29 protein-coding genes are annotated in these 25459 nt (G+C 51.1%); 12 read left to right on the top strand and 17 right to left on the bottom strand.

Going from position 1 to position 25459, the window contains the following annotated elements:
- Positions 1-19: 19 nt before the first annotated feature.
- Both LDO05_RS17160 and cidR read right to left on the bottom strand, forming a co-directional pair.
- On the bottom strand, positions 20-454 hold the full coding sequence (locus LDO05_RS17160) for an Rrf2 family transcriptional regulator (protein WP_251376525.1): 435 nt from the start codon (positions 452-454) through the stop codon (positions 20-22).
- Between the two features lie 57 nt (positions 455-511).
- Positions 512-1402, bottom strand: coding sequence for a cidABC operon transcriptional activator CidR (gene cidR / locus LDO05_RS17165; protein ID WP_251376526.1), 891 nt, complete (start codon positions 1400-1402; stop codon positions 512-514).
- A 124-nt stretch (positions 1403-1526) separates the two neighbouring features.
- Between cidR and LDO05_RS17170 the strand changes: the two genes are divergently transcribed.
- The 5 genes from LDO05_RS17170 (at position 1527) to LDO05_RS17190 (ending at position 6018) form a co-directional block, all read left to right on the top strand.
- Positions 1527-1904, top strand: a complete 378-nt coding sequence (locus tag LDO05_RS17170; RefSeq protein WP_251376527.1) for a CidA/LrgA family protein — start codon at positions 1527-1529, stop codon at positions 1902-1904.
- Positions 1901-2587, top strand: coding sequence for a CidB/LrgB family autolysis modulator (locus tag LDO05_RS17175; protein ID WP_251376528.1), 687 nt, complete (start codon positions 1901-1903; stop codon positions 2585-2587). The genes LDO05_RS17170 and LDO05_RS17175 overlap by 4 nt, the downstream gene beginning before the upstream one ends.
- Positions 2588-2785: 198 nt before the next feature.
- Positions 2786-3742, top strand: a complete 957-nt coding sequence (locus tag LDO05_RS17180) for a carbohydrate ABC transporter permease (RefSeq protein WP_251376529.1) — start codon at positions 2786-2788, stop codon at positions 3740-3742.
- Positions 3739-4566, top strand: a complete 828-nt coding sequence (locus LDO05_RS17185; protein ID WP_251376530.1) for a carbohydrate ABC transporter permease — start codon at positions 3739-3741, stop codon at positions 4564-4566. Before LDO05_RS17180 ends, LDO05_RS17185 begins: the two co-directional genes overlap by 4 nt.
- A 72-nt stretch (positions 4567-4638) precedes the next feature.
- On the top strand, positions 4639-6018 hold the full coding sequence (locus LDO05_RS17190; RefSeq protein ID WP_251376531.1) for an ABC transporter substrate-binding protein: 1380 nt from the start codon (positions 4639-4641) through the stop codon (positions 6016-6018).
- A gap of 102 nt (positions 6019-6120) precedes the next feature.
- Here the strand turns inward: LDO05_RS17190 and LDO05_RS17195 are convergent, their stop codons facing one another.
- From LDO05_RS17195 to LDO05_RS17205, 3 genes are read right to left on the bottom strand one after another with little or no spacing between them, the layout of a single operon-like run.
- Positions 6121-6318, bottom strand: a complete 198-nt coding sequence (locus LDO05_RS17195) for a hypothetical protein (RefSeq protein ID WP_251376532.1) — start codon at positions 6316-6318, stop codon at positions 6121-6123.
- Positions 6311-6856, bottom strand: a complete 546-nt coding sequence (locus LDO05_RS17200) for a hypothetical protein (RefSeq protein WP_251376533.1) — start codon at positions 6854-6856, stop codon at positions 6311-6313. The genes LDO05_RS17195 and LDO05_RS17200 overlap by 8 nt, the downstream gene beginning before the upstream one ends.
- A 10-nt stretch (positions 6857-6866) precedes the next feature.
- Positions 6867-7415 carry an NAD(P)H-dependent oxidoreductase gene (locus tag LDO05_RS17205; protein ID WP_251376534.1) on the bottom strand — a complete coding sequence of 183 codons (549 nt, stop codon included), beginning with the start codon at positions 7413-7415 and terminating at the stop codon, positions 6867-6869.
- Positions 7416-7574: 159 nt separating this feature from the next.
- On the opposite strand from LDO05_RS17205, the gene LDO05_RS17210 reads away from it, so the two are divergent.
- Both LDO05_RS17210 and LDO05_RS17215 read left to right on the top strand, forming a co-directional pair.
- Complete coding sequence (locus LDO05_RS17210) at positions 7575-8216, top strand: HlyD family secretion protein (RefSeq protein ID WP_481857067.1); 642 nt, start codon at positions 7575-7577, stop codon at positions 8214-8216.
- 9 nt (positions 8217-8225) lie between these two features.
- Entirely contained in the window at positions 8226-9773 is a 1548-nt protein-coding gene (locus tag LDO05_RS17215; RefSeq protein ID WP_251376536.1) for a DHA2 family efflux MFS transporter permease subunit, read from the top strand.
- A gap of 81 nt (positions 9774-9854) precedes the next feature.
- Here LDO05_RS17215 and LDO05_RS17220 read toward each other — a convergent pair whose 3' ends face one another.
- Positions 9855-10331, bottom strand: a complete 477-nt coding sequence (locus LDO05_RS17220) for a GyrI-like domain-containing protein (RefSeq protein ID WP_251376537.1) — start codon at positions 10329-10331, stop codon at positions 9855-9857.
- A gap of 15 nt (positions 10332-10346) precedes the next feature.
- Positions 10347-10676 (bottom strand): DUF6054 family protein, encoded by a 330-nt coding sequence (locus tag LDO05_RS17225; RefSeq protein WP_251376538.1) that lies wholly within the window; start codon positions 10674-10676, stop codon positions 10347-10349.
- Between the two features lie 193 nt (positions 10677-10869).
- Here LDO05_RS17225 and LDO05_RS17230 point away from each other — a divergent pair, with 193 nt between their 5' ends.
- Entirely contained in the window at positions 10870-11373 is a 504-nt protein-coding gene (locus LDO05_RS17230; RefSeq protein WP_481857002.1) for a ferritin, read from the top strand.
- Between the two features lie 94 nt (positions 11374-11467).
- On the opposite strand, the gene LDO05_RS17235 is transcribed toward LDO05_RS17230, so the two are convergent.
- Positions 11468-12946, bottom strand: a complete 1479-nt coding sequence (locus tag LDO05_RS17235; RefSeq protein ID WP_251376540.1) for a GGDEF domain-containing protein — start codon at positions 12944-12946, stop codon at positions 11468-11470.
- Positions 12947-13142: 196 nt separating this feature from the next.
- Between LDO05_RS17235 and LDO05_RS17240 the strand changes: the two genes are divergently transcribed.
- Together LDO05_RS17240 and LDO05_RS17245 are read left to right on the top strand one after the other, a co-directional pair.
- Positions 13143-13565, top strand: coding sequence for an RrF2 family transcriptional regulator (locus tag LDO05_RS17240; RefSeq protein WP_251376541.1), 423 nt, complete (start codon positions 13143-13145; stop codon positions 13563-13565).
- A gap of 61 nt (positions 13566-13626) precedes the next feature.
- Positions 13627-14271 (top strand): nitroreductase family protein, encoded by a 645-nt coding sequence (locus LDO05_RS17245; RefSeq protein WP_251376542.1) that lies wholly within the window; start codon positions 13627-13629, stop codon positions 14269-14271.
- A 109-nt stretch (positions 14272-14380) separates the two neighbouring features.
- Here LDO05_RS17245 and LDO05_RS17250 read toward each other — a convergent pair whose 3' ends face one another.
- The gene (locus LDO05_RS17250; protein ID WP_251376543.1) at positions 14381-15340 is read right to left on the bottom strand and encodes a DMT family transporter; all 960 of its coding nucleotides are present in this window, start codon (positions 15338-15340) and stop codon (positions 14381-14383) included.
- A gap of 241 nt (positions 15341-15581) precedes the next feature.
- Here LDO05_RS17250 and LDO05_RS17255 point away from each other — a divergent pair, with 241 nt between their 5' ends.
- Complete coding sequence (locus LDO05_RS17255; RefSeq protein WP_251376544.1) at positions 15582-16664, top strand: suppressor of fused domain protein; 1083 nt, start codon at positions 15582-15584, stop codon at positions 16662-16664.
- Complete coding sequence (locus LDO05_RS17260) at positions 16665-16880, top strand: anti sigma factor C-terminal domain-containing protein (protein ID WP_251376545.1); 216 nt, start codon at positions 16665-16667, stop codon at positions 16878-16880.
- Between the two features lie 189 nt (positions 16881-17069).
- On the opposite strand, the gene LDO05_RS17265 is transcribed toward LDO05_RS17260, so the two are convergent.
- The 8 genes from LDO05_RS17265 to LDO05_RS17300 all read right to left on the bottom strand — a co-directional run bounded on the left by LDO05_RS17265 (position 17070) and on the right by LDO05_RS17300 (position 25294).
- Positions 17070-18356 (bottom strand): ABC transporter substrate-binding protein, encoded by a 1287-nt coding sequence (locus tag LDO05_RS17265; RefSeq protein WP_251376546.1) that lies wholly within the window; start codon positions 18354-18356, stop codon positions 17070-17072.
- A gap of 35 nt (positions 18357-18391) precedes the next feature.
- Positions 18392-20530, bottom strand: coding sequence for a methyl-accepting chemotaxis protein (locus LDO05_RS17270; RefSeq protein ID WP_251376547.1), 2139 nt, complete (start codon positions 20528-20530; stop codon positions 18392-18394).
- A 383-nt stretch (positions 20531-20913) separates the two neighbouring features.
- Positions 20914-21876: a GGDEF domain-containing protein gene (locus LDO05_RS17275; protein WP_251376548.1), complete on the bottom strand. Its 963-nt coding sequence runs from the start codon at positions 21874-21876 to the stop codon at positions 20914-20916.
- 213 nt (positions 21877-22089) lie between these two features.
- A complete protein-coding gene (locus LDO05_RS17280) occupies positions 22090-22683 on the bottom strand; it encodes a hypothetical protein (RefSeq protein WP_251376549.1) in 594 nt (197 codons plus the stop codon).
- Positions 22683-23513, bottom strand: coding sequence for a hypothetical protein (locus LDO05_RS17285; RefSeq protein WP_251376550.1), 831 nt, complete (start codon positions 23511-23513; stop codon positions 22683-22685). The genes LDO05_RS17280 and LDO05_RS17285 overlap by 1 nt, the downstream gene beginning before the upstream one ends.
- Positions 23514-23534: 21 nt before the next feature.
- Positions 23535-23744 carry a hypothetical protein gene (locus LDO05_RS17290; protein WP_251376551.1) on the bottom strand — a complete coding sequence of 70 codons (210 nt, stop codon included), beginning with the start codon at positions 23742-23744 and terminating at the stop codon, positions 23535-23537.
- A gap of 124 nt (positions 23745-23868) precedes the next feature.
- Positions 23869-24615, bottom strand: a complete 747-nt coding sequence (locus LDO05_RS17295) for a collagen-like protein (protein WP_251378794.1) — start codon at positions 24613-24615, stop codon at positions 23869-23871.
- 202 nt (positions 24616-24817) lie between these two features.
- Positions 24818-25294 carry a YfbM family protein gene (locus LDO05_RS17300; protein WP_251376552.1) on the bottom strand — a complete coding sequence of 159 codons (477 nt, stop codon included), beginning with the start codon at positions 25292-25294 and terminating at the stop codon, positions 24818-24820.
- Between the last annotated feature and the right edge of the window lie 165 nt (positions 25295-25459).

Consider the following 25459-nt stretch of genomic DNA (forward strand, 5'->3'; position numbering starts at 1 on the left):
TTCCAAGCCTTTGGGCATCTTAATTGGCAGTCTCGCGCCGGATTAAATCGTTGACGATGTACTCCATCGTAATGGATGACAGTTCCTTCTCCATCGCGTTCTGCGCCCGGGTGAAGGAAGTCTCAAGCGTCGACTGAATGTTCCTTCCAACCGTGCACTCCGGATTCGGATTGCCATGGATGGAGAACAACTCATCTGAGATATCGACCTGAACGGCCCGGTAGACATCCAGTAAAGTGATATCTTCAAGAGGACGCGCAAGCCTGGCGCCGGCCACATCTGGCGAGGTCGCCACAAGCTTTGCACGGCTTAACATACTTATAATCCGGCTTATTACCACAGGATCTGTATTTACACTGCCGGCAATGAACTCTGAAGTCATGCGTCCTTCCTTCTCCAGATTAAGCAGGGATAATATGTGTACTGCAACAGATACACGGCTGCTGATCGCCATTTCGTCTACCTCCCCAATCTAGTATAACCTAATTATACCAGAGACTGCTGCCGTATGTTATTCCCCTCCGGTTAATACTTCTTGGGCGAACCGGATCCATTCTCTTGCGGCAAATGATAAATAGCGGTCTTCCCGCCAAATGATACCGAGCTTCCAGGGAATGACCGGGTCTACCAGAGGCAGAACCGTAACCCGGGAAGGGTCCATCTCCCGGCATACCGTCTCCGGCAGAAGGGCAATGCCGAGATTGGCGGCTACCATCTCACTGATCAAGTCCCATTGAGAGCTCTCGTAGACAACCCGGGGCTGGAATCCAGCACGGACACATTCGGTAATAATCCGGTCATGCAGGACGAAGTCCTCCCGGAACAAGACAAAGGACTCTGCTGCAAGCTCAGTCAGGGGGACTTCCCCAAGCACTGCAAGCCGATGCGACGGGTGCACGATCAGATTCAGCTTCTCTTCCACAAAAGAAAAGCACTCCAGACCTTCCACAGTGACGGGCAGCACCGTGATGCCTACATCCAGCGCGCCGCTGTCCGTGTCCGCCTCCACCTTCTTGGCCCCATCCTCGAACAGCTGAATCGTAATGTCCGGATACCGCTTATGGAACTGCCCGATGATCTTCGGGAAGAAGCTCGCGCCTACCATCGGCGGAAGCCCGATTCGGATATGTCCCTTCTTCAAATTCCGCAGATCATCCAGCTCCGCCGACATGCTATTGAAGGACTTAACGATATTCTGGGCTTGATTAACCATAATCTGCCCAGCATCCGTCAGACTGATCCGCTTGCCGCTTCTGTCAAACAAAGTGATCCCGAGCTCTTCCTCCATCTGCCTGATCGTCTTGCTGATCGTCGGCTGGGTGATATACAGCGACTCCGCCGCTTTCGTGAAGCTCTTCAGTCTGGCGACCTCAATAAGATACTGCAGTTGACGGATATCCACGAAAGCACCTCATCTCTAACCATAGCCATTTGGAATGCAAAACATTCGATATATGCATTATACCTATGAAAGAAATTGATGTAAAATTTCAATACACACAGAAAATGAAAGAAGGATTTCGCAAATGGGAAAATTAAAGTCCTTGCTGATGGGTGTCCTGCAAATCGCCATCCTGTTCTTTATTTCCATGGCTATGAATAAAATTGTGGACCTGCTCCACCTGAATATACCAGGAAGTATCCTTGGCATTATCGTTATATTTACGCTCCTGAAGACAGGTATCGTGAAGCTGGAGTGGATCGAGAAGGGGGCCAATTGGCTGCTCGCAGAGCTTCTGCTGTTCTTCATCCCTTCCGCTGTAGGCGTAATGAAATATATCCCCATGCTTGAAAGTGATGGAGTTCGCATCCTCATTGTTGTCATTTTTAGCACATTTATTGTTATGGCCAGCTCCGGACTCACCGCGTCGGGAATGGCCAAGCGAAAGGAGAAGCAGGTATGATCACCGGTCTATTCTGTCTGTTCATCACGATAAGCCTATATTTTGCATGCAAAAAATTGTACAGTGTAAGGCCGCGCGTCTATTTCTCCCCGCTGCTGGTCACGCCGCTCGTCCTGGTCATCGGGCTGCTGCTCGTACATATTCCGTATGAAGCCTACAACAGCGGGGGACAGTGGCTCAGCAGCATGCTGCAGCCGGCCACGGTGGCTTTTGCCGTACCTCTCTTCAAATACTATAAAGTGCTCAAGAAATATGCGGCCCTGATTCTGATCAGTGTGCTGTCGGGTTCGCTTGTAGCCATCGTATCTTCCCTGCTGCTGGCTCAGAGCATGCATCTGGATAATGCTCTTGTCAGCAGTCTGGTGCCCCGCTCGGTCACTACGCCTATTGCGATGAGCGTCTCCGAGGTTATTGGCGGCGTACCGAACATTACGGCAGTCTTCGTTATTATTACCGGGCTGCTCGGTTCCATGATTGGTCCCATGATCGTGAAGATGTTCCGTATCGACAACGAGGTTGCACGCGGTGTCCTGCTGGGTACGGGCGCCCATGGCACCGGCACCTCCAAAGCCTTCGAGCTGAGCTCGCTGACAGGCACCATCTCCAGCATTTCGATGATTGTCGCCGCCTTGTTCACTCTAGGAGCAGCCCCCCTTATCATCTCCGTGCTTGCCCGGCTCTAGTTGTAACCATAGCTCTTCCTCTTACCGAGAAGCTCTGTCCTTAGGGATCAGGGCTTTTCTTTGCGTATCATCATAGCCAGGTTAAATGGGAGTATGCTTGGATTTTACATTATACAAAGTTTAACACCCGCTTCATGTTCCGTTGACACCTCTTGTCTACACTGGACTGAGATGTCTTATTAAGGAGGAACCCTCTTCATGAGTATGCTGCACAAAAGGGCCCCATTATCGCCCACTGCGGTCCCGCCTGCCTCTTCAACCGTCCGAAGACGGTTCAACCTGGCCCGCTTGAAGGAGAACGCGCTGGCTTACGTCTTTCTCGCTCCATCCCTGTTGTTCTTTGGAACCTTTCTACTCTATCCCATGCTGAAATCCATATATCTCAGCTTCCATCTGACCGACCCCCGCGGACGTATCGCCGCCTATGTGGGGCTGGATAACTTCAAGTCCCTGTTCCTGTCCGAGGCTCTCTGGAGCGGTCTGGCGGTAACCGGCCAATTCGCCCTGCTTACCGTACCGACCGGTATTGTTCTGGGTCTCCTCATGTCCGCTCTGGCTCATGCCAAGCTTCGCGGGATACGTATCTTTCAATTCATCTTCTCACTGCCGCTGGCCGTATCGGTCAGCACCGCATCCGTAATCTGGATGATGCTGTTCCATCCAACGATGGGCATGTTCAACTACTTCTTAAGCCTGGCGGGAATTCCCTCGGTACAGTGGCTTACCGATCCTTCCTGGGCGCTGCTGTCCATCGCTGTAATGACCATATGGATGAACTCGGGCTTTAACTTTATCGTGCTGCTCAGCGGACTTCAGGGCATCTCCGAAGATATCTATGACAGCGCCAAGATTGACGGCTCAGGGCCTATCCGGACTTTCATCCGGCTGGTTATGCCGCTGCTGTCCCCGACCATCTTTTTTCTCTTCGTTGTGTCTGTCATCAATTCGCTTCAAGCCTTCGGACAGATTCACATCCTGACCAAAGGCGGTCCAGCCGGATCGACAGAGGTATTGGTCTATTCGATCTATAAAGAGGCCTTCGTGAACTATCAATTCGGAACCGGAAGCGCGATCTCCATTGTGCTGTTCCTCATTATTCTGCTGCTCACGCTTATTCAATTCATTTATGTCGAGAAGAAGGTGCATTATCAATGATCCTGAGCCGGACCCTGTCTCGGGGGAGTGTCTATCTGCTGCTGTGTCTGATCAGCTTATGTATGATCTATCCGCTCCTGTATACCTTCCTGTCCGTCTTCATGACACCTGATGAGACCAGCCAGTATCCGCCGAAGCTTCTGCCGTCAAGCCTGTATCTCGGCAGCCTGGAAGCTGTGCTGAATCTCATTCCCGTAGGAAGATTTATTCTCAATAGCTTTATTGTCTCGTTCCTGGTCATGGCGGGGCAGGTAATTACAGGCAGTATGGCAGCCTATGCCTTTGCGTTCATCTCTTTCAAGGGCAAGGCCATCTGGTTCGCCGTCTTCATGTCCACCCTGATGATTCCCTGGGAAGTGACGATGATTCCGAATTTCCTGTTAATCAAATCCTGGGGCTGGCTCGACTCGTATCCAGGTATGGTCGTTCCATTTCTCGCTTCAGCGTTCGGCGTATTCCTTCTACGCCAGTTCTTCCTTCAACTGCCCAAGGAGCTGTTCGAGGCTGCCCGGATGGACGGGTGCGGACATCTGCGCTATTTCCTGCATATTGCGCTGCCTTTGTCTAAGCCCGCGCTGGCTACCTTGTCCGTCTACGTCTTCCTGAATACCTGGAACATGTATCTATGGCCGCTGCTGATTACGAACACCGACACCATGCGTACGGTTCAGATTGGCATCAGCATGCTTCAGTTCGAGGATTCCACCGCCTGGAACGTCGTTCTCTGCGGGGTGGCCCTGGTTCTGCTGCCTTCACTTCTGCTCATTGTATTCGGGCTGAAATATCTCGTTCGCGGTCTTACAGCGGGCGCCATCAAGGGATAGATCCGGTAATTCCCGTCCAGGTGACGGCTTACACATAATAAATATACAGGATAAGGGAGAGATTAACGGACAATGAGAAAGTATGCACTTCGTGGATGGTTCATCCTGACTTCAGTCGCTATTATGCTGATGGTATCCGCCTGCGGCGGAGCATCGGGAGGAACTGCGGATTCTACCGCCACAGCGGAAGCCCAAGAGAAGAGCGCGGCAAGCGGCGGTTCCAAGACCAAAGTGGTCTGGTGGCACTCCATGGGCGGCGAGCTTGGCAAGGCGGTAGACCAGCTTGTGACAGATTATAATAAGTCGCAGGATAAAATCGAGGTCGAGGCAATATTCCAGGGGACCTACGATGAGAGCATCAACAAAATGAAGGCATCCATGGACTCCGAGAGCGGCCCGTCCATGATCCAGGTGTATGAGATCGGCTCCCGCTTCATGATCGATTCCAAGGCGATTACGCCTGTACAGCAGTTCATTGATCAGGATAAATACGATCTGAGTCAGCTGGAAGAGAACATTTCCAATTACTATACCTTTGATGGCAAGCAGTACTCGATGCCTTTTAATACGTCCAACCCGATCCTGTATTATAACAAGGACCTGTTCAAGGCCGCAGGACTTGATCCGGAGAAGCCTCCGGCAACCTATGAGGAAGTGAAGAAAGCGGCGGAGGCGCTCAGCGCGAAAGGGCATCCGGCTTCATTTGCCATCTATGGCTGGTTCCTTGAGCAGTTCTTCGCTAACCAAGGCAAGGAGTATATTAACAACGGCAATGGCCGGACATCCCCGGCTACAGAGTCTCTCGTTAACACCGATGCCGGTGTGAACACACTGGACTGGTGGAAAAGCATGATTGACAGCAAGGCAGCTATTAATCTAGGCCGCAAGACCGATGATACCAAGAAGGCTTTCATCGCGGGTCAGATTGCTATGACGCTCGACTCCACTGCATCCCTTCGCGGGATTGTAGACGGTACACAGGGCAAATTTGAAGTAGGTACCGCATTCCTGCCTAAGCCGGATGCTTCGACTGAAGGCGGGGTTGTAGTAGGCGGAGCCAGCCTGTGGATTCTGAACAACAAGCCGGAAGCCGAGCAGAAGGCGGCGTGGGAGTTCATCAAGTATCTGGCACAGCCGGATACACAGGCGAAATGGCACATTGCCACAGGTTACTTCCCGATTACGAAAAAAGCTTATGATGAGCAGATCGTTAAGGATAATCTGGCCAAATATCCACAGTTCCAGACTGCCGTGGATCAGCTTCATGCCTCCAAGCCAAGCCCGGCTACCCAAGGCGCTGTAATGGGTGTATTCCCGGAAGCGCGCCAGACGGTTGAAGGCGCAATCGAAGAGGTGCTTGGCGGATCCAAGCCTTCCGCACAGGCACTGGATGATGCTGCCAAAGCGATTACCGAGAAGATCAGCAGCTACAACAAAACTGTTCAAAAATAAGGAATAACGCACAAAGAACCGCATGGCCTATAGGCTGTGCGGTTCTTTGATGCGTTGGCCCACTGGCTGTGCGGTTCTATGGATGAATCCCGGCCTGCGGGCTTATTGATTCCTGCCCTGCATGCCCAGGTTCTTGTTGATCCATGTGGCGACTTCAGACTCGGCGGGAACTCCCGGTTCCTCCGAGAATTCCGCATCCATTCCGGCTGTCTCATCCTGACCGGCAAAATTCCGCAGAGCCGAACGAAATGCCTGATCCGGCAATTGAGAATTGCTTTCCGAGCCCTTGTGATTACTCATTCCCGCTGCCCCTTTCGCTATGATCTGCTGATTTCCTCTCCAGAATACTCCGAAGAGCCTCGCGGTAAGCTTTATCTCCGGCATCATCCCTGTTATCATCGCTGCCTTCAATTAGCGGCTTCTCCGCCTGCTCAGGCTCGGCCATCCGCCTTAGAGCCTGGCGGTAATGCTCATCACGGGATGTCGTCCCGGTACTGGACAGAACCCGGTCAACAGCTGTGCCGGCACGATCCCCCTGCTCTGCTGGTGGTGCTGCCTGCGCATTAAGCTCCGTTATATCCTGTTGCTTTCCCGGGGATACAGGCTCCAGTATCTCATTAATCTGCATCACCGTAGGATCAGCCCCGTCAGGGTCGCCTGCTTCCGGACGGAGTGCGTGGTCCGATTGAGCTGCTGTCCCCTCGGAGTCTTGTGCCCCTGTTCCGCTAATTTGGCCTGATCTTCTCTGCTGCTCTCTGACCCTTCTGCTGGTACGTATATTGAATATGACAAGAAAGATAACCCCAATGACCGCCAATACTGCAAATGCGTACTCCATAGAGCGCCCCCTACCTGATCTTGGCATCGGATAATTTAGCCGCAACGCCTGCGGCCCTCTTGCCCAGCGCTCTTCCAAGATTCAGATCCTTCTCGGACGGCAGATTGGGCGGATCATACGGGGACAGCTCTACAGGACAGGTAACTCCGACCCCGTAGTAAGAGCCGTACAGCGCGTTCTCCCGGATATTTCCCGGCAAGCCGACAATAATCATGCCTTGATGCAGCATAGGCACAATCAAGTTCAGCATCGTGGCCTCAACTCCGCCGTGTACTGTGGCGGTTGTGCAGAACACGGCCCCTACCTTGCCGACAAGGGCACCTTGTGCCCATAAGTACCCCAGCTTGTCGATCCAATTCTTCAGTCCCCCGCTGATTGACCCGAAATGCCCCGGACAGCCCCAGAGGATGGCATCCATGTTGGGGAGATCTTCCACTCTTGCATCCCTTACGTGATGAAGATGCACCTTGGCACCAGGAATCTCCGCCCCTTGGGCCACCGCCCGGGCCAGCGCTTCAGTATGGCCGTTATCACTGTCATATACGACATAAATATTCATATCCAGCCCCCTTTACCTTCAATTCTTCGTGTATAGGTATGCCCGAAACAGACAAGAATCATTAGCGCCACAGGCTGAATAAGGGAAGAACTTTCAGGAAATCCTCTTCACAGGAATAAGGACATGAACTTTAAATATCGATAGACAATAGAGGGGGCAATACGAATGAGTTCACGCGCCATACTGGTCAATATTCTGGTTATTGTGGTGATTCTGGCCGGGGCCGGAGCAGGCATCTACTATTACAATCAGAACGCCAACTATGTCAGTACTGATAACGCGCAGGTTGCCGGGCAGCCCATTACGATCAGCGCGCCGGCAGCCGGGAAGCTGGTGAGATGGAATGCCAAGGTGGGCCAGGCCTACAGCGCGGGGGAACGTCTTGGTTCCGTTCAGTCCGCCGCCGGGGCAGCGGACATTACGCTTCCCATCGCCGGTACGGTTGTACAGCAGACCGGCGTACAGAATGCTCTGGTTGCGGCGGGCGCGCCGCTCGGCAGAGCCTATGACTTTGATAACCTCTGGATCACCGCCAATATTGACGAGACCCGGATTAATGACATTCAAGCCGGGCAGAGCGTGGATGTGTATATCGATGCTTTTCCGGGAACAGTCATCTCGGGCAAGGTCGACAGCATCGGATTAGCTACGGCAGGCACCTTCTCCCTGCTTCCGACTTCCAACACCAATGCCAACTATACCAAGGTAGCTCAGGTGATTCCGATCGTGATTACTGTAGAGGGATATAAGGGACTTGGCATCGTTCCAGGCATGAACGCATCTGTAAGAATTCATATTTAGGGGGCACCTATGGACAAAATATCACTGGGCCGCACCTTGACCGTTCTTATGTTGGGCGCGTTCATCTCCATCCTGAACCAGACGCTTCTCAATGTGGCCATCCCGCATTTGATGAACGACTTTAACGTGTCAGCCACAACGGTGCAGTGGCTATCGACCGCCTATATGCTGGTCAATGGCGTTCTGATTCCGATAACCGCCTTCCTGATTGAATCGTTCGGCACGCGGTCCCTCTTCATCTCGGCTATGGCCCTGTTCGGAGCAGGCTCTGTCATATGTGCCATAGCCCCGACTTTCTCCATCATACTGATTGGCCGGATCATTCAAGCGGGCGGCGCTGGCATTATCATGCCTCTCGTCATGAATGTGTTCCTGACGGTCTTCCCGCCCGAGAGGCGGGGCGCCGCCATGGGAACGATGGGCATTGCCATGATGTTCGCTCCTGCGATTGGTCCTACCCTGTCCGGCTGGATCGTGGAGCACTACACCTGGCGCATCCTGTTCATCATGGTCATTCCGCTGACTTTGCTCGATATCATCCTGTCCTGGCTGTGGCTGCGGAATGTGTCCAAGCTGTCATCACCCAAGTTCGATGCGCTCGGCACGCTCTTCTCCACCATTGGGTTCGGAACTCTGCTGTATGGATTCAGCTCAGCGGGCAGCAAGGGATGGGACAGCGCTACGGTCGTCATCTCACTTGTGCTGGGTGTCCTGTTCATCCTGTTCTTCATCTTCCGTGAGCTCGGCATGGAGAGTCCAATGCTGGAGTTCCGTGTGTTCAAGTACGATATCTTCACCATCTCCACCTTTATTGGGTCTGCCGTAAATATGACCATGTTCGGAGCCATGCTGCTCCTGCCGATCTACCTGCAGAATATACGCGGCTTCACCCCGCTGGAATCCGGCCTGCTTCTCCTTCCAGGCGCACTGCTGATGGGAGTGATGTCGCCGATCTCGGGAAGCATCTTCGACCGGATCGGCGCCAGACCGCTTGCGATTGTAGGCCTTGCCATTACCGCGATCACGACCTTCGAGTTCAGCAAGCTGACCTCGGATACCACGTATGCCCACATTATGATGCTCTATACAGTGCGCAGCTTCGGCATGTCCCTGTTGATGATGTCTGTGCAGACTGAGGGGCTTAATCAGCTGCCCCGGCATCTCGGGAGCCATGGAACGGCCATGTCCAACACCGTCAGGCAGATTGCCGGCTCGATCGGGACAGCTCTGCTTGTCACCGTCATGACAACGAAATCCACCGCACATCTGGCTGACTACGGAAATGCGGTGACTACGAACAACCCATCCGTAACCGAGCAAATCGGGAGCCTCGGCCAGACTCTCGCTGTGGCGGGAGGACTTCCGCCTGAAACTGCACAGGGGGCAGCGCTTCAGGTCGTCTACGGCCTTGCCTCCAAGGAATCCGCCATCCACGGGATTAACGACGCCTTCATTATTGCCACTTGGATCGCCGTCATTGGCCTGGTTCTCTCCCTGTTCCTGAGAAGATCGGTGAAGCCGTCTGCGTTAAAGCCGGTCGATACCCGGGAGCCTTGACCGGATCGCCGCACCAGCCAAGTACAACAAAGGACCCCAAAGCGCACTTAACGCTGGGGTCCTTACTTGTATGAATTCAGGTTATTTGAGTATAGGAATAAGGATGTTAAATTCAGGAGCATCCGTATTCGGGTCCTGACCGATCGGATACTCTTCACAGTGGGTGAGGTCTCCGGGTGCCTTCTTGTATCCCTGCTCCTCAATCCAGGCAAAAATCCGCTCATAGGATTTGTCGATACTCTGTCCCTTACGATGTTCCAATCGGGCATAGGAGAGCGCCGGCACCGATAGGCTGACCATCCCTTCCGGCACCTCTTGAACAGCCGACACCTGCAGAACCGAGTAATGGGTGAATCCTTCCTCTGTTACCTGATAGGAGAGGCCCAGCAGGATAGCCGCATTGGACACATGTTGGATCTCCTGCTGACGTTCTTGCATTTCCCCAATAACTTTACGGATACTTCCCGCACCTGCCTCGGCAAAAGTTCCCTCCCACCGGATTCCTACTGCCTGAAGGGCCGGTCTCTCAACAATGGTGACTTCATGGCTCTGAATCATCTTCAGCTTCGCTCCCTAGTCAACAATATATTCACTCAACAGCTGCTCCACACTCCCGGCGAAATCCTCCGAGGCTCCCCAGTCGAACTTGAAGATGATCCCTTCCGATGAGCCGGTTGAAATCGCTCTGACTTCCGTTGTGCCATAGATATTGTCGGCAATAACCACAAGTGCAACCCGGTTCTTCACGCGAAAGAAGTATTTCTCGAAGATCAATGTGCCGATCTCCCGTCCATCGCCCAGATCATGAGACTCCTCATGAATCAGATCGGCGTCCAGGCCTTCTTTTACCAGCTCCCGTACATCCCTTGGTGTCAAATTCACTTTGAATCTGCTTTCGCTCAACTTCTTTGCATCCTCCCTGTATAAGAGTTGTTGGCGCATCGACTAAGCGGTAGAATCTCTATATTCAGCCTAACATTTCCAGGGGGTGCGTTTCAAATCTGCGCCTTGCTTACTTGGTAGCTGTCCGGGCTTAACGTGATATGGTAGTATAAGAATGATTTCACATATCCAACACAGGAAGGGCGTGGACGACTTGGTAAATGAATCATTATACGAAGCTCTGAACGAACAATTTAATTTTGAACTCCATTCTGCGCATGTCTACCTGGCTATCGCCGGCTACTGCTCAGCCGTCAATTGGGACGGTTTCGCCAACTTCTTCCTGGTCCAGGCTGAAGAAGAGCGGTTCCATGCATCCAAGATTTATAAGTTCCTGAACGATCGCGGCAGACGGGTGAATCTCTCCGCACTCGAAGAACCCAAGAACACTTACGACTCTATTCTCGATGCCTTCGAGCATGCCTACAAACATGAGCAGGTGAATACCCAGCGGATCTATCATCTATCGGATCTTGCCCTGGATGCCCGGGAGCACGCAACGCTCCAGTTCCTCTCCTGGTTCATTGAAGAACAAGTGGAGGAAGAAGCTCTGTTCGACGGCATTATTCAGAAGCTGAAGCGGATTGATGTGAACAGCATGGCTTTCTTCGAGCTGGATAAGGAATTTGGTGGCCGCTCCTTCTCACCAGAGTCCTAAGATTAATCATGGACTATACCCAAACAGCAAGAAAGAGGGCTCATCGCCCTCTTTCTTTGCGTTCTATGAATAAGCTTATTTACACATGGTGTAATCATTCATATATCGTATAGAGATTGCTCCCCTTTTCTTTGGAGCGGTACATCGCTATGTCCGAGAGTTTCATAAGGTTATCGGGAGTCTGTGCATGATCCGGGTAGATCGCGATTCCAATGCTGGTTCTGGGCAGCAGACAGATTCCATTCATCGTGACCGGCTCAGTAATCGCCGTGATCATCGTCTGTGCATAATGGTGAACCTCTTGATCCGCACCGCTACAGGGAAGAAGCACAACAAATTCATCTCCACCCAATCGCGCCTGCAGCATATCTTCACGCTGAAGGCGCTGCATTCGTGCGGCTATGGTTCTGAGGAGCGCATCTCCCACGTCATGACCATGAGTATCATTAACCTGCTTGAACCCGTCCAGGTCAAAGAACATTAACGCCATTCGCTGTCCAGGGCGGTGGAACCCCTGCATATAAGCCGCAAGCTTCTCTTCAAATGTTCTCCGATTAAGCAAGCAGGTCAGCCCATCATGACTCGCCAGATATTCGGACTTCTCCAGAGCATGCTTCAATTCATTCAACAGCCTGCTATTCTCGACCATAACGGTAATCTGCCTGAGTGAGATAAGAAGAACGGACACTACAATCCCGCTTACAATACTATCATTCAGGCCCGCTTCAAACAGCAAGAGTACAACCAGACTGCCGAGCACAGTATAGGGAAGCCACATCTTCCCCTTGGAGATATGACCTGTCTCTCCCTCGGACACCGCCTCAGCAGAAGCGGGCTGATCGGAATAGATGCATGCCAGGGTCAGCAGAAAGGTGGCGGCTAACCAGAAGGGATTGAGCAGATTATCAACTTCATATCCGGCAAGGTCACCGAGCAGAAGATATATCGTGTCCCCTACCACATATACCAGGAATCCTAGGGTCAGGAATCTATTAACCGAAGTAACGAACGTAGTTCTCCTATTGTATATCAGTAGAAAGTTAAGAAGCAGAATAGTTATATCGCTGAGCGGATAGATCAAATCCACAATAATTGTAGCCAGGTCGCCGGACGAAGCCACAATCGGCTGAATTAAATACTTCCAGCTAATGGAGAAGGTGCCCACCAGAATAATGGCCATATCCAGGGAATACCTTAGTCCATATATAGTCTGCTTACTGCGGACGATCAAAGCTGCGATAAAGGCGATGGATTGAAGTATCCAAAAGATATCCGCCTCGCTTAGATCAGGTGTGGGACTATGAAGCACCTTATCGTAATAGACCCATATGGATTGGGCCAGCAATTCACCGAATATACCCAGCATTAATAAGAACCAGAATAGCCTGTGCTCCCCAGGGAGCTTCTTCATCATGAGCCCGAATACCAATATAGCCACAACTGGCGCCATAACCATCAACCAATCGGAGACTACGGTGTTCCCCGGGTATACGAGAACAAGAACGATCTCCGCAAGAGTATATATAGCAAATAGAATTGCAATTTTGTGTCTATGACCAAATAAATTCATCATCCGAATTCCGACCCCGCTATTCATGCAATTTCTCGGTGCAGTCCTATCTTATACAGTAGGGAGACGCAAGTAAAGAAGCCACGGGAATTTTTATCCACCCTGCTCCCTTGTCTCTATTATATACTGTGCTTGAATTCGTAACAGTTAAATTATATACTGGTAATAAACTACCAGGAAAGGGGATCAGTACCACACCATGTCCAACGATAAAATGATAGGCTCCCCTAACTTCAAATGGTTCGGCCTTGCTGTTCAGGCTCTGGTTGTACTTGCGGCACAGCCCCAGTGCTGTCCAAGCGGTGAGATCGCCTGCCGGCTGCATTCCGAAGCTACCCTGCTCCGCCGAATCCTATCCAAGCTTGCTTGTGAAGGCATTTTAGAGACAAGAGAAGGCCGTGATGGCGGCTACCGGCTGAAGCGCGCACCCGAGGAGATTTCTCTGAAGGACATCTACCTCGCTCTGGAAGAGAAAGGTCCATATTGCAGCGCGATGCTTGATACAACGGGAGACCATGCCTTCGGCAGGGAGATGCACGGGTCATTCTGTACCCTTGTTCAGGAGATTAATGAGAATGTGCTGCAGGTATTGGAAAGGCACACCGTGGCGGATCTGATGTAGTTTTTTTGGGTTTAACTGTGCGAATTATTGCACAGTATCATATATATTAGGAGTGATTCAGATGAGTAACCAGGTTCAAGTGGCTCAAGATTTTTACACAGTATTGAAAGAAAGACATTCCGTTCGATCCTATGATCCAACCGTACGTATCTCCCGGGATGAGCTGACAGAAATACTGGAGCTGGCCTCCACAGCCCCGTCTTCCTCCAATATTCAGCCGTGGCGCTTCCTCGTCATTGATGATGAGAAGCAGAAGGAAGAGCTCGTTACGATCGCGAACGGCCAGAAGCACGTGGCTGAAGCAGCTGCGGTTATCGCGGTGCTGGGAGATCTCGAATCCTATGACAAGGCTGACCAGATCTACAGCAAATCTGTGGAAGCAGGCGTGATGACAGAGGAGAACAAGGATGTCATGGTTCAGCGTATTGTGCAAATGTACGGGGGTCTGCCTAAAGACAAGCTCCATCACATCAACCTTCTGGATGCAGGTCTTGTCTCCATGCAGCTTATGCTGATTGCCAGAGCCAAAGGTTATGATACCGTTCCGATGGGCGGCTTCAACGCGGAGAAGTTCAAGGAAGCGTACAGCCTTCCGGACACTTTGGTTCCTGCTGTACTGATCGCTATCGGCAAAGCTGCCGCGCCGGGACGTTACACCGGAAGACTGAGTGTAGACGAGACTACATTCTGGAACTCCGTGAACTGATATAGAATGAACGGATAGCTTCCCGCTCACTGAAAGAGCTGTCCCCTGCCATTTCTTACAAATGGACGGGACAGCTCTTGATAGGGAGTCAAATTCGAATATAAGCCGCCTAGCGCGCATCCTCCTTGAGTTCCTCACTGCTTAAATCTCTCTTCTTCCGCGTCAGTACCCCTCTCGGCAGACACACGCCGATCACACCTGCCAGAATCATCACCGTACCGATGAAATGATAGTACACCAGTGTCTCATTCAGAATAACCGCCCCCGACCCAATGCTGACGACGGTCGATAGCTGATTGAACACACTCATCTTGGAAGCCTCTATCCGTGAGATCGCATAGTTCGTGAGCAAGGAAGTACAGACAGAAGACAGCACAGCCAGATACAGGATGGCGGTCACGAAGCTTATCTCTGTAAATGGCTTAAAGTAGCTGGCTACCGTGCCCTCTGCTGCATGTCCAGCGAGCGACATCGCGTTAAATACAATAAACCCGATGCTGATCGTCACAAAGGTAACGTCCGAGAGCTTCAGGCTCTTCATCCATTTTCTCGCAAGGACTGTGTAGGTAGCCATGGACAGCGCGGATAACAGGATCAAGATCATGCCTGCGGCATTAACGGAATGAGTCTGAGTCCCATTCATCACGAAGATGAAGACCACCCCGCCTACCGACAGAAGCATGAACAGCTTCTGCAGAAGACTCGTCCTTTCCCCCAGCAGCATTGAAGCCAGAATCATGGTCAGAATAGGAATCATCGCCGTAATAATCCCGGCCTCGGACGAAGACGCATAGACCAGGCCAAAGGTCTGGAATCCGAAGAAGAACGCCGGGTAGAAGAGCGCCAGCGGAAGAATTCGCAGAATGCTGCTCCACGGTATGCTCATCCGGTTCCGGCCCACCAGCAGCATCAGTACAGCGGCAATCAGGGATACGGTGAACCGGTGTGCGAGAATATCCGTGGGGGATGCGTTCTGGAGTGCGATTTTCACAAAAATAAATGAAAAACCAATAATCAACGCATTGGCTAATGCAGCCATGTAAGCCTTCATCAGAGTTGTATTGTTCATGTGTAGGTTCCTTACCGTCTGTCTTTCAGACTTAAGTTTGAAGTGCACTATCTATTCTATATAAGTTAACTACGGGCAACAATACAATCTCAGGAAAAATATACGTCTCTCCTTTCTAGCCGACTGTGCATGAAGGACTAAAGTAACGATTTCACCAAATTTGGCCTCAGGATGCCGTTGTCCATGTTAGAATTTAGCGGATAAAAGCAGCGCTGACGACATAGACAGGAGGTTCTAATCAATGAGCCGGGAAGAACACGAACTTGAGGATAATCAGGCACCCGGATGGGATGCCATTGATGCGCAGATGGAGAGAATCTATGGAGATCAGGAGCCGAAGCACTACGGAACCCTGATCCCTTACATGCTTGGAGGTCAGGATCCGCTTAACGGGATCAGCGCCTATGTACAGAATGAACCGGTATCGCACTGGCACTTCGTAACGTATGGCTTCTCGGAATTATATGAGAAGGAGTCCGAGGATACCGAGTACAGCGGTTACGGGTTTGAGCTGACCTTCCGTCTGCTTAAGGAACAGAATGAGAGCGAACCGCCTGCATGGGCGCTGAATCTGCTTCAGAATTTGGGCAGATACGTATTCGGCAGCGGCAATATTTTCAGATCGGGGGATTATATGGACGCGAACAGTCCAATTGCCCTTGAGCACGACACACAGCTGACGGCACTCGCCTTCATCGATGACCCGGATCTGCCGGAGATAACAACGCCAAATGGCAAAGTGAGCTTCCTGCAGATGGTCGGAATCACGCGCGATGAGCTGGAAGCCATGCAGGCCTGGAACACCATCGGAGTGCTTCGGGAGGCGTCCGAATCGGGACGACTGCCTCTGTATGTTACGGACTTGTCCAGACCCTCCCTTCTAAGTGATTCGCAGCTATGCGAGAAGATTCGACTATGCGCGGCCAGAGACGGGTCAAGCACCGGCTTCCTGTTCGTGGATCAGCTCGAATGGGAGGAGAGAAAGGGACTGCTTCGCGGAGTCTCTTACCACTTGAGTCTTGGCGCGAAGCAGGCTTCTGTCATCAGCCAGGTTCTGCCTGGCCGGCTGCTGAAGGGGAATCCACTGACCCTGTCTTCATCGGGGAACAGGGTGACTTTCTATCCAGGCGGGGACTCAGACGTCACTGTACAGGATAGCGGAATTGATCTCACTCTGAGTAAGGACGCCGTTCAAGAGCTTGCGGACAGGCTTGAGCCGGTGGCACAAGAATTCAAGCTAAATGCCTTCAGGGGACTCACCGTTAAGATCGTTAGAACCGAGATCACGGATCAGGATGGCCAGGTCGTGGAGACCATTGGCTGATTGGAGCAGGCAGAAGCTGATTACCAGGTCATAGATTCCAATAACGATTACTATCCAGAGAAAGCTGCCCATGTCCTTGCAGCCGTAAAGTCACACCAGCAATCAGGCATGATTACAGGTGTTGTCGTTACCGGAACGAAGGACCAGCTGAAGTCCCTCGGGCAGCTCCCCTTCATTAAGGCTGCGACCCTTGGGGCGACAGTCGATATGTACTAATCCCATGAGCATATACCCGCCACCACTTGAGATTGAGTATATATGGATAACCTTAAAATGCGGACATCCCCCTCCAAGGGAATGGCCGCATTGTTCTGATAAATTAACTATATACTGCACTTCGCGTTACTTCACTGCATAACCCCGAACCACACTTCACTGCACCGCCCTGCGCCGTATCACCAGCCGTTAACGTCTGGCCTCCGCCCACTTGGCATTCCACTCGCCGAAGAATGTGCGGATATCGGGCGCAACCGCCGCTTTCTGGATGAAGCTGGTTTCCCATATGTCGAATCCGGCCTTGCCGGCAGTCGTGTAATAGGCTTCTGCCATACTTACATCTTCGATCAAGTTTGGCTTATAGGACAGGAACTCGTTCAGTTGTGCCAGATTGGAATCCCGGGTTCTCAGAGTCGGGATAAATCCGGTATCATCCGCTATGCTGGACTCTTCGAGCAAGAACTTAATCCAAGCCTTGGTAGTCTCCTTATTTTTGCTGTTCTTATTGATGACATACCAGGCGTCCGAACTAAGAGTGGCATTCATTGTGCCGGTTGTAGAAGCTGGCAGCGGCATAAATCCGATGTCTTCCGGCTTGATTCCGGCATCTTTTCCAGCATCCAGGATCTGCGGAATGATCCAGTTCCCTATATAGAACATGGCCGACTCTTCCTTGGCAAAGCTAAGCTTGGAATCCTCCCAGTGATCTGTGTACAGATCCTTCTCCGCATAACCTTTGTCTATCAAGGTGCGGATAATATCCATCGCCTGTCCAATTTCATTGTCCTTCTGGAAAGGTGCATCGGAATCGATCATGAAGTTCAACGCGTCAGAATGTCCATTCATGACCGGAACCATCATTGCACCCCACTGGGTAAGTGTCCAACCCGAGCCATAATTCAGGTTCATCGGCGTGATTCCCGCCTGCTTCAGCTTCTCGCAAGCTTCGTAGAACTCCTGCAGAGTCTTGGGGGGAGAAGTGATTCCGGCTGTGCTGAAGGCCTTTTTGTTGTAGACAAGCCCTGTAGCACTGACACCTACCGTAATAGCGTATCGCTTGTCGTCATGCATTTGACCATTGGCATAGTACAGATTATCGAACAGCTTCATGTCATCCAGTGGCTCGAAGTACTCGGGAAAGTTCTTCTTCTCGAAATTATTAGGCAGAATTAGAGCATCCCCGTAATTATTGCTCAGAATCCGGACGCGAATGTCGGTCTGGTAGTCTTTGAGGCTGACTACCTTCACATCGCTGACCGCCGGATATTTCTTCTTGAATTCTTTCTCATACTTGTCAAAAGTGCCGTTATCAAGCAGGTCACTGCGATGGGTGATAAAGGTGATATCGCCATGTACGCCGGAAGATGCTTCAGCAGCAGCTTGGGTATCCTTTTGCTCGGAGCCCTCATTAGTGCAGCCTGTGAACACTGCTGTGCTAAGTAGCAGAGCGGCAGTTAGTCCCTTCCATTTTCTCATTGTTAACCCTCCAATAGCCCGTTTATGTTGGTACATCAGTTCACCTGAAAAGAAGCCAGTGTGTCCCGCAGCGATACGGAGAGCTGTTCCAGCTCGCCAGACAGCTCTACCAGCTTGTCGCTCATCTTCAGGTGGTCCGTATTCAGCGAGGCTACCTGTTCAGTAGACGCGGACGTCTCCTGGGAGACCGAGCTTACGCTCGAGATTGTGGTGCTTAGTACAAGCTGCGCGTTCTTCAGCTCGTCTACCGACCCGGCAACCTGTTCGGATCTATCAATGAGCTGGCTCATTTGATGGCGGACATTCTGCAGAATTCCGTCCGTGTTCTTCACCGTCTCCACTTGAGATTGGTATAACGGATAGGCTTTGGACATTTCAGCAACCGTGTCTCCGATCTCCTCCTGAATCCTGCTGATAATCCCAGTGACCACATCGATCGAAGAACGGGATTGATCAGCCAGCCGGCGGATTTCATTGGCTACGACCATGAAGCCCTTGCCTGCCTCGCCGGCCCGCGCCGCTTCAATGTTGGCGTTAAGGGATAACAGATTTGTCTGCTGGGTCATTTCCTTCATGACATCCAGAATTTTGTGTATAGATGAGGTGCTCTCGCTTAAATGATTCACCCGGTCCATCATGTCACGGGTAATCTGCTCCGTAGTAGTAGTCTGGTCCGTCAGCTCACTCATGTAGCTGGTCCCCTGCTCACTGTACTGACTCACTTGAACAGCCGCATTGTTCATCTCGACATTGGTGTTCACAAATTCCGTCATCTGCTGATCAATCAGCGTGGTCATCTCTTGTCCCTTCTCCGCTTCCAGAGCCAGGGAGTAGGCCCCTTTCGCGATATGCTCGGCGGCCTCGGTCGCTTCCGTAGCGGCGACAGAGGTCTGGCGGGACACATCGGCAAGCTGGCCTGCTGTAGCCATCACTCTTTTTGCAGAATTTAGGGTCTGTCTGACAAGGGTCGAGATTTGCTCCATCATCATATTGAAGCTGCCAGCCAGCTCCCCGATTTCATCCTTGCTGTTAATATCCGTGCGTACGGTCAGATTGCCCTTGGCCCCTTCATTCAAGAGATCACGCATCTTCACAAGCGGATGGGCGAACATCCGCACCATAATAGCACCCAGTACCACCGCGACCAGCGCGGATGCGATCAGGGCGTAGATCAGGAAGGTCAGAATCCGGTTCGCATTCTTCAGCAGGCTTTCAACCACGATATCTCCGGTCAGGTACCAGCCGGTAATGTCCGACTTGCTGTAGATATACAGCTTTTGGCGTCCTGCGCTGTCATCTTGGGTTAAAGTGCCGGACTGCGAAGCAGCCTTGACATTCTCCGCAGGAACGGTAAAAGCAGGCTTGCTTCCGATAGCCGTACCCGCGGTAGAATAGATCGTCTGACTTGTCGCAGGATCGTAAATGTTTATTGCGCTGCCTTCCTTGGAATCGGATAGCTTCATGTCACCCAGGCGGTTCGACAAAGCCTTCATATCGATCTCGACAAAGAGCAGCGCGATAGTCCCGTCATAATCACGCATGACCCGCGCATGACCGAAGCTTGGCCGTCCCATCCAGATAAAGCCGTCGGAGGCGGCCGGTATCCAGACAGGTTCCCCTTTTGTCTTAATTGCTGTGGCGAACCACTTCTGAGCCGGCAGGGTATCCAGATTCAGGTCCGCAGAGCTGGATAGAGCCGATCCGTCGGGCTTGAACAGTGTGATAGAACGAATATTCTCATCGGAAGAAGCTGAATTTTTGAGGTAAGCGTTCATAGCCTTCTGCTGCTCCATGTACTCAAGAGTGTTCTTCTTCATAGAAGCCAGCGTTCGGAGGTCCTCCAGGAACTTCTGATCCACGATAAATTGCAGCGAGCCATCCTGATATTTGCCAAACGCCATGTCCAGATTCTTACTGGACTCGATTATGGTCTGCTCGGAGAAGCCCGATACCTCGTCCATAATCGATTGTCTTGCCATAGAGTAGGACTGTCCGCCTACCAGACTGACAATAATAAAAACACCGATAAAGTAAAATAAAAACAACCTGATCCCAACACTTTTCTTCGGATTAAGCTTCCATTTGCCCGTATTCGGGTCCCGCAGCATTTGGCCCCACTGATGAAGCCAGCGCGGAGCTCCCCCGCGGACATTCTTTTGTTGATCCTTATCCATAGACTTCTCCCACCTATTTCTACATAGTTCAGATAAAACTGAAGTTATTACTAACCATATATCGGCGCCCGAAGTCGAAAAGTTAAGTAATGCATAAAGTTATATTTGTGCAACAAATTTAGGACATTTTTTATCAGCTGAAAATAACAGGATGTACCATTATAATAGGGTATTAAAATAGGCTCTTATCTGAATCACTTCTCATTTTATCAAGATATAGAGCTTGAGTTATTAACCACATTCCTTTCTTTTCAGTATTTTTGTAACTTAATTTATAACATACTGTAACTTAACAAAAAAAAGATAATTTCTCCTCTCCGGCCAGAACCGCAGATTATATCTACACAACAAAAAAGCCGCATTCTCTGCGGCTGTCTAACTGCTTATATCAAGTTAACCTGCTTCTCTATATTGGTGTAATAACAGCTGAGCTTGTGCTTCTTGCATATTTTCTTAATCCTAGCGGACTCACTGACGATCTCCTCAATACTTGAGAACTGCCGGAATTCATTGGTGACTACAGCAATCGAGATACTGACGAGCGGAATGGTCTCGACCTGACCGAATCGGTTCTCACTGACCACATATTGGCGTTCGAGATCCTCCTTGGAGTAAAAGGCTGCAATCGTATGGTCGAACTGCCGGATGACGCTGTTACAGACTTCCTCATAAGCGAAATCATTCAAGATCGCAATGAAGTCATCCCCTCCGATATGTCCGACGAAATAGTCGGGCTGTGACACATTTCTGCGAAGTATAGAAGCCGTAGCCTGAATCAGCTTGTCCCCTTCCTTGAATCCATATATATCATTGTAGGCTTTGAAGTGATCGAGATCGAAGTACAGGACACTGAAGGTCTCTTGAGTCAGGGACAGCTTCAATCTCTCATCAATGGTGAGGTTGCCCGGAAGTCCGGTCAGGGGATTCAGGAAGCTGGCAATGGTGGCCCGAATCTCGGCGAAGCTGAGCAGCAGATTCCGGATGCTGACTACACCATGGAATTGCCCGCCCGTTGTCACAATCACATAGTCGTAGAGCTCCTCTTCCTCCCGCGCCATCGCGAGCTTGCTTACTTCGGTAATGTTCTCGCTATAGTCCACTATTAGCGGACTCTGGTTCATCACGAGCTCCACCGGTCGGCCCATATACAAATTATACCCGTACAGAGTGCCAATCCGTTGATAGAACCTGGCCCTCATCACCAAAGCCACCGGCTGGCTGCCGCTCTGCACAACAACGCCCTGAAGCTTAGGGTTGCTCTTGAAGATCTGGTCTACCTCCTCACATTTCGTGTCCACGTAGACATGTGGGATTACTTCCGCAATCTCTCCAATCTGTGAAATCATCCTAAGCCCCCCTTGTACAGTATCATTAAGAAACGGCCGCCTGTTCTACCGCTCGCTCAATTTCTTCCGTTATAACCTGAGTGCCTGACTTATCCGCATACTCCTATAGTAGTATACGCATGATTCTGAAGTTGCAAGTAATTGTTAATCCAGCATTAAAATTATGAGAATAGTACCATATTCCGGCAATCTCTGCCTCTAATGGATTGGACTTTATATCTTCTCTGTATCAATATATTCCTTGGCATACCGAAAGCATAATCTTATTAACAAGAACCAGGCTATTAAGGACAGCAGCCCGAAGACAGGCAATACGACAATCGTCAACACATCCGGCACATATAGTGAGAATGGCAGCAAGATCATGACAATTACATTTACCGTTAAATAGTAGACTCGCCGCATAGCTGCCACATGCCGCAGTTGACGCAGCTGATGTGCCCACGCTACAGCAATCAGCCCCTCAAATATCCAATATACCAGCAGCGTATACAGCATCAGCACGCCCACCGAGAGCAGATTTAGCTGCAGCGTCTTGTCTCCTAGATATAGAAAGTTAGCCCCCAGCCCTTGAATGATCTGGACCAGCGAGGCGGCAATCAAGATGACCGCTGTCCATTTGGCTTTTGTGAAAGAGGTATGCTTCCGGCCCAACTGATTCAGCGCAAAGGCCGCCATAATATATCCGATGAAGTCAGGCAGGATATCCAGCCCGCTGATATTAATATTAATCATAACGAGTACAAGTCCCCAGCCAAGCTGGCGGAAAGCTCCGGATAAAGGTGCTTTCAGTTCTCTTAGTTCCATTACTTCAGCCCACCTTCTGACCGGACAAGCCGCTTCATCTGTTCTTCGCTCAAGTTCAAATTACCGTTGATTATAAAGGTCTGGGTCACCTTGCGGCCATCCTTCAGACGGAATTCAAGCCTGCACTGAGGCTCATAATTAGCATAAGCAACCGGGTCGTGCTCCGGTACTTCCCATCGGTAGGAGATCGACAAGCGGTCCCCCTTTTGCAAAGAAACAGGATATTCAAGGGATTCAATCGGCTGATCCTCCAGCTCAAGCTGCAGGTACGGCTTCAGCCGGTCACTAAAGGTGAAATCGATTCGTTCCAGTTCAGCGGACTGCAGCATCGTTCCATTAGTAAAACCCGATCCACCCGATGAAGCGGAGGACGAATAGAATTCAACAACGTTCGCCTGGGAAGCGGGAAGAACCTGGAGCTCCCCAATCGGGACCTTGCGGGGCGGACCCTCGCTATAGTAGACGGTGGCTTCCTTAATTGTAATGGGCTCCTTGATCACCGGCCCTTGCTCCTGGGATTTGAATCCCCCAAAGGCCTTTATCTCCTTGTGATACGTCCCGCTGTTCCCTTCTGAGAAGATAAAGCTCAACTGCGGCAGCTCATCAATCTGTATCCCTGTCACCTTCTTGGTGCCATATTTGTTCTCCAGATAGACCAGCTTGATACTTTCGCCCTCTGTGGCATTCAGTGTGGTGTAACTATTCAGGAACAGCGGCTCTGCCAGCTGCATGCTCCGGTAATACCATATGTTACCGCCCCAGCTCCCGAAGATAAGAAGGAGAATGACAGTCCAGGCTGCTATTTTCTTCGGCTTGGATAAGCTCCTCACTTTAGCACTCCTTTAAGTTCCTTAATTGAAGTGTTGAACAGACATCTTGCCAATAAGCAACATGAGAATAATCGCGCATATGCGGATAAATCCCTTCCCCCGCCAGCCCAGCTTGCCTTTATTGTAGGGTTTAAGTCCAAAGTACAGCCATTCCCAGAACTTCTGGGGAAAGATAAGTGCAAAGAAACCTGCGAAGAACCCAAAAGCAATTATAATTAAGAAAACACCCATGATAACCTCCAACATCTGTTTTACGCTGCCTTCTGTTTTATATTTTACCATTAATTAGGTGGGTGATATTAATCTTTTCAAATAAAAAAACGGCCATATGATATCATGGCCGCTTCATTGGGCATCAGGCTAATCTCTCAATAACCAGGGAAGCACTCACTGTAGGTGTACCGCCGCCGATCGCATTTTGGAGTGTCACAGTGCCTGTAGGATCGATACGATTCAGCGTCAAGGTTCCCCCAGCGGATAGAGCAGTAACTACCTGGCCTGTATAAGGGTTGTTACCCGCGTTGGTCCCATAGTTACTGCATGGAACCAGGGCGGCCGGAGCAGCGCCGGCAGGATCAAAGAACAATCCAAAGGCGCTGTTGCCCGGGGTCGGGAAGACCTCCCAGGTGATCTTGTAGACCCCGCTTGTGTTGATGACAATAGTCGAAGGGGGGGTAAAGGTAACCGCCGCCGCGTTGATCAGCGAGTTGTTGAACGTAACCGCTCCTCCTTGGCCGCCCGGTGCCGGGGCTGGAGCTATAGTCTGGGCTACGTCACTGCACAGAAAGGCGAAATCGGAGATGCCTCCCGCGGGTCCGGCTGGGCCTTGCGGACCTGTTGCCCCGACAGGGCCGGCGGGTCCTTGCAGACCGACGGGTCCCACCGCACCTGGAATCCCTTGCGGCCCAGGCAGGCCTGGGGCTCCTTGAGGTCCCGGAGGACCTGGAACAGGGGTTACTTTTACAACAGGCGGCGGGCAGCTCACTCTAACAATTTTCTTTTTAACAATAATGTTCTTGTGATGTGCTCTCTTACTTCTACAGACCCTGCATACCTTGTGTCTTCTTCCGTGGGACTTAACTAACGAATGCTCAGCGCTCAATTGGACACCTCCTAAGGATTAGAGTACATCCTACGTACATCCGCCTCGAAGAGCATGTGCCTCTACCCAGCAGCTCGCGGGCATTGGTCCATTTTCCCGATAAAGAGGCTTCAGCGGATTTAGGTTTGTCCTATTCACCCAAGCATTCTTCGGCACTCCGGGAAGGGGATTCCCTCCCTCAGGCCGTCTCTGTTCCAGTACTCTATGAGATGAACAGCAGCATGGCATTCCCCTGCCGGACTGCTTCCATATAGTATTCTTTTAGATCCGTATAGTAGGAGAGCACATAATCCATCTCTTCGTCCCCGGACCAGTCATCAAAAGGATAGATCTCCAGCTCATTCATCACAGCCGCGTCAAAGCGCTGCTTCAGGTCCTCCTCGGTAATGTTCACCAAGGTCAGCGTAACCTCCTGTACTTCCTTATTGGTCAAATACCTTGTCTTCCCATACCCAAGGTCTTCACCAACTTCCTTCCCGCCCAAGATCACATTGAACAGCGGCGCCTCGCCCTCCCAGGCACTTCCGTTCAGAAGGAAGTGGATCGCATGCCAGGATTTATCCAGATCCAGCCCTTCATCCTCCTCATCGAACACGACCGCTTCCGGGTCAACCTCGCCTTTGATAATCAGATCCAGAGTCTCCTCAGAGATTTGCTTCAGATTGCCAATCATACTCATGGTTAACTCCACTCCTTTTGTGTATATGTAGGCTTAGCCTCTTATCAAAAAATCTGCTCAGGCCCGTCCCGCTCATCGCCCGGCTACCACTGCACCTCTGTTTACTTTTACCCGCAGGCTTGGATCTGCACCACATATTCTGGAAGCAAGTGGATTCTCCCTACA

Origin of the sequence: Paenibacillus sp. YPG26 (assembly GCF_023704175.1) — a bacterium.
Lineage (GTDB): Bacteria > Bacillota > Bacilli > Paenibacillales > Paenibacillaceae > Fontibacillus.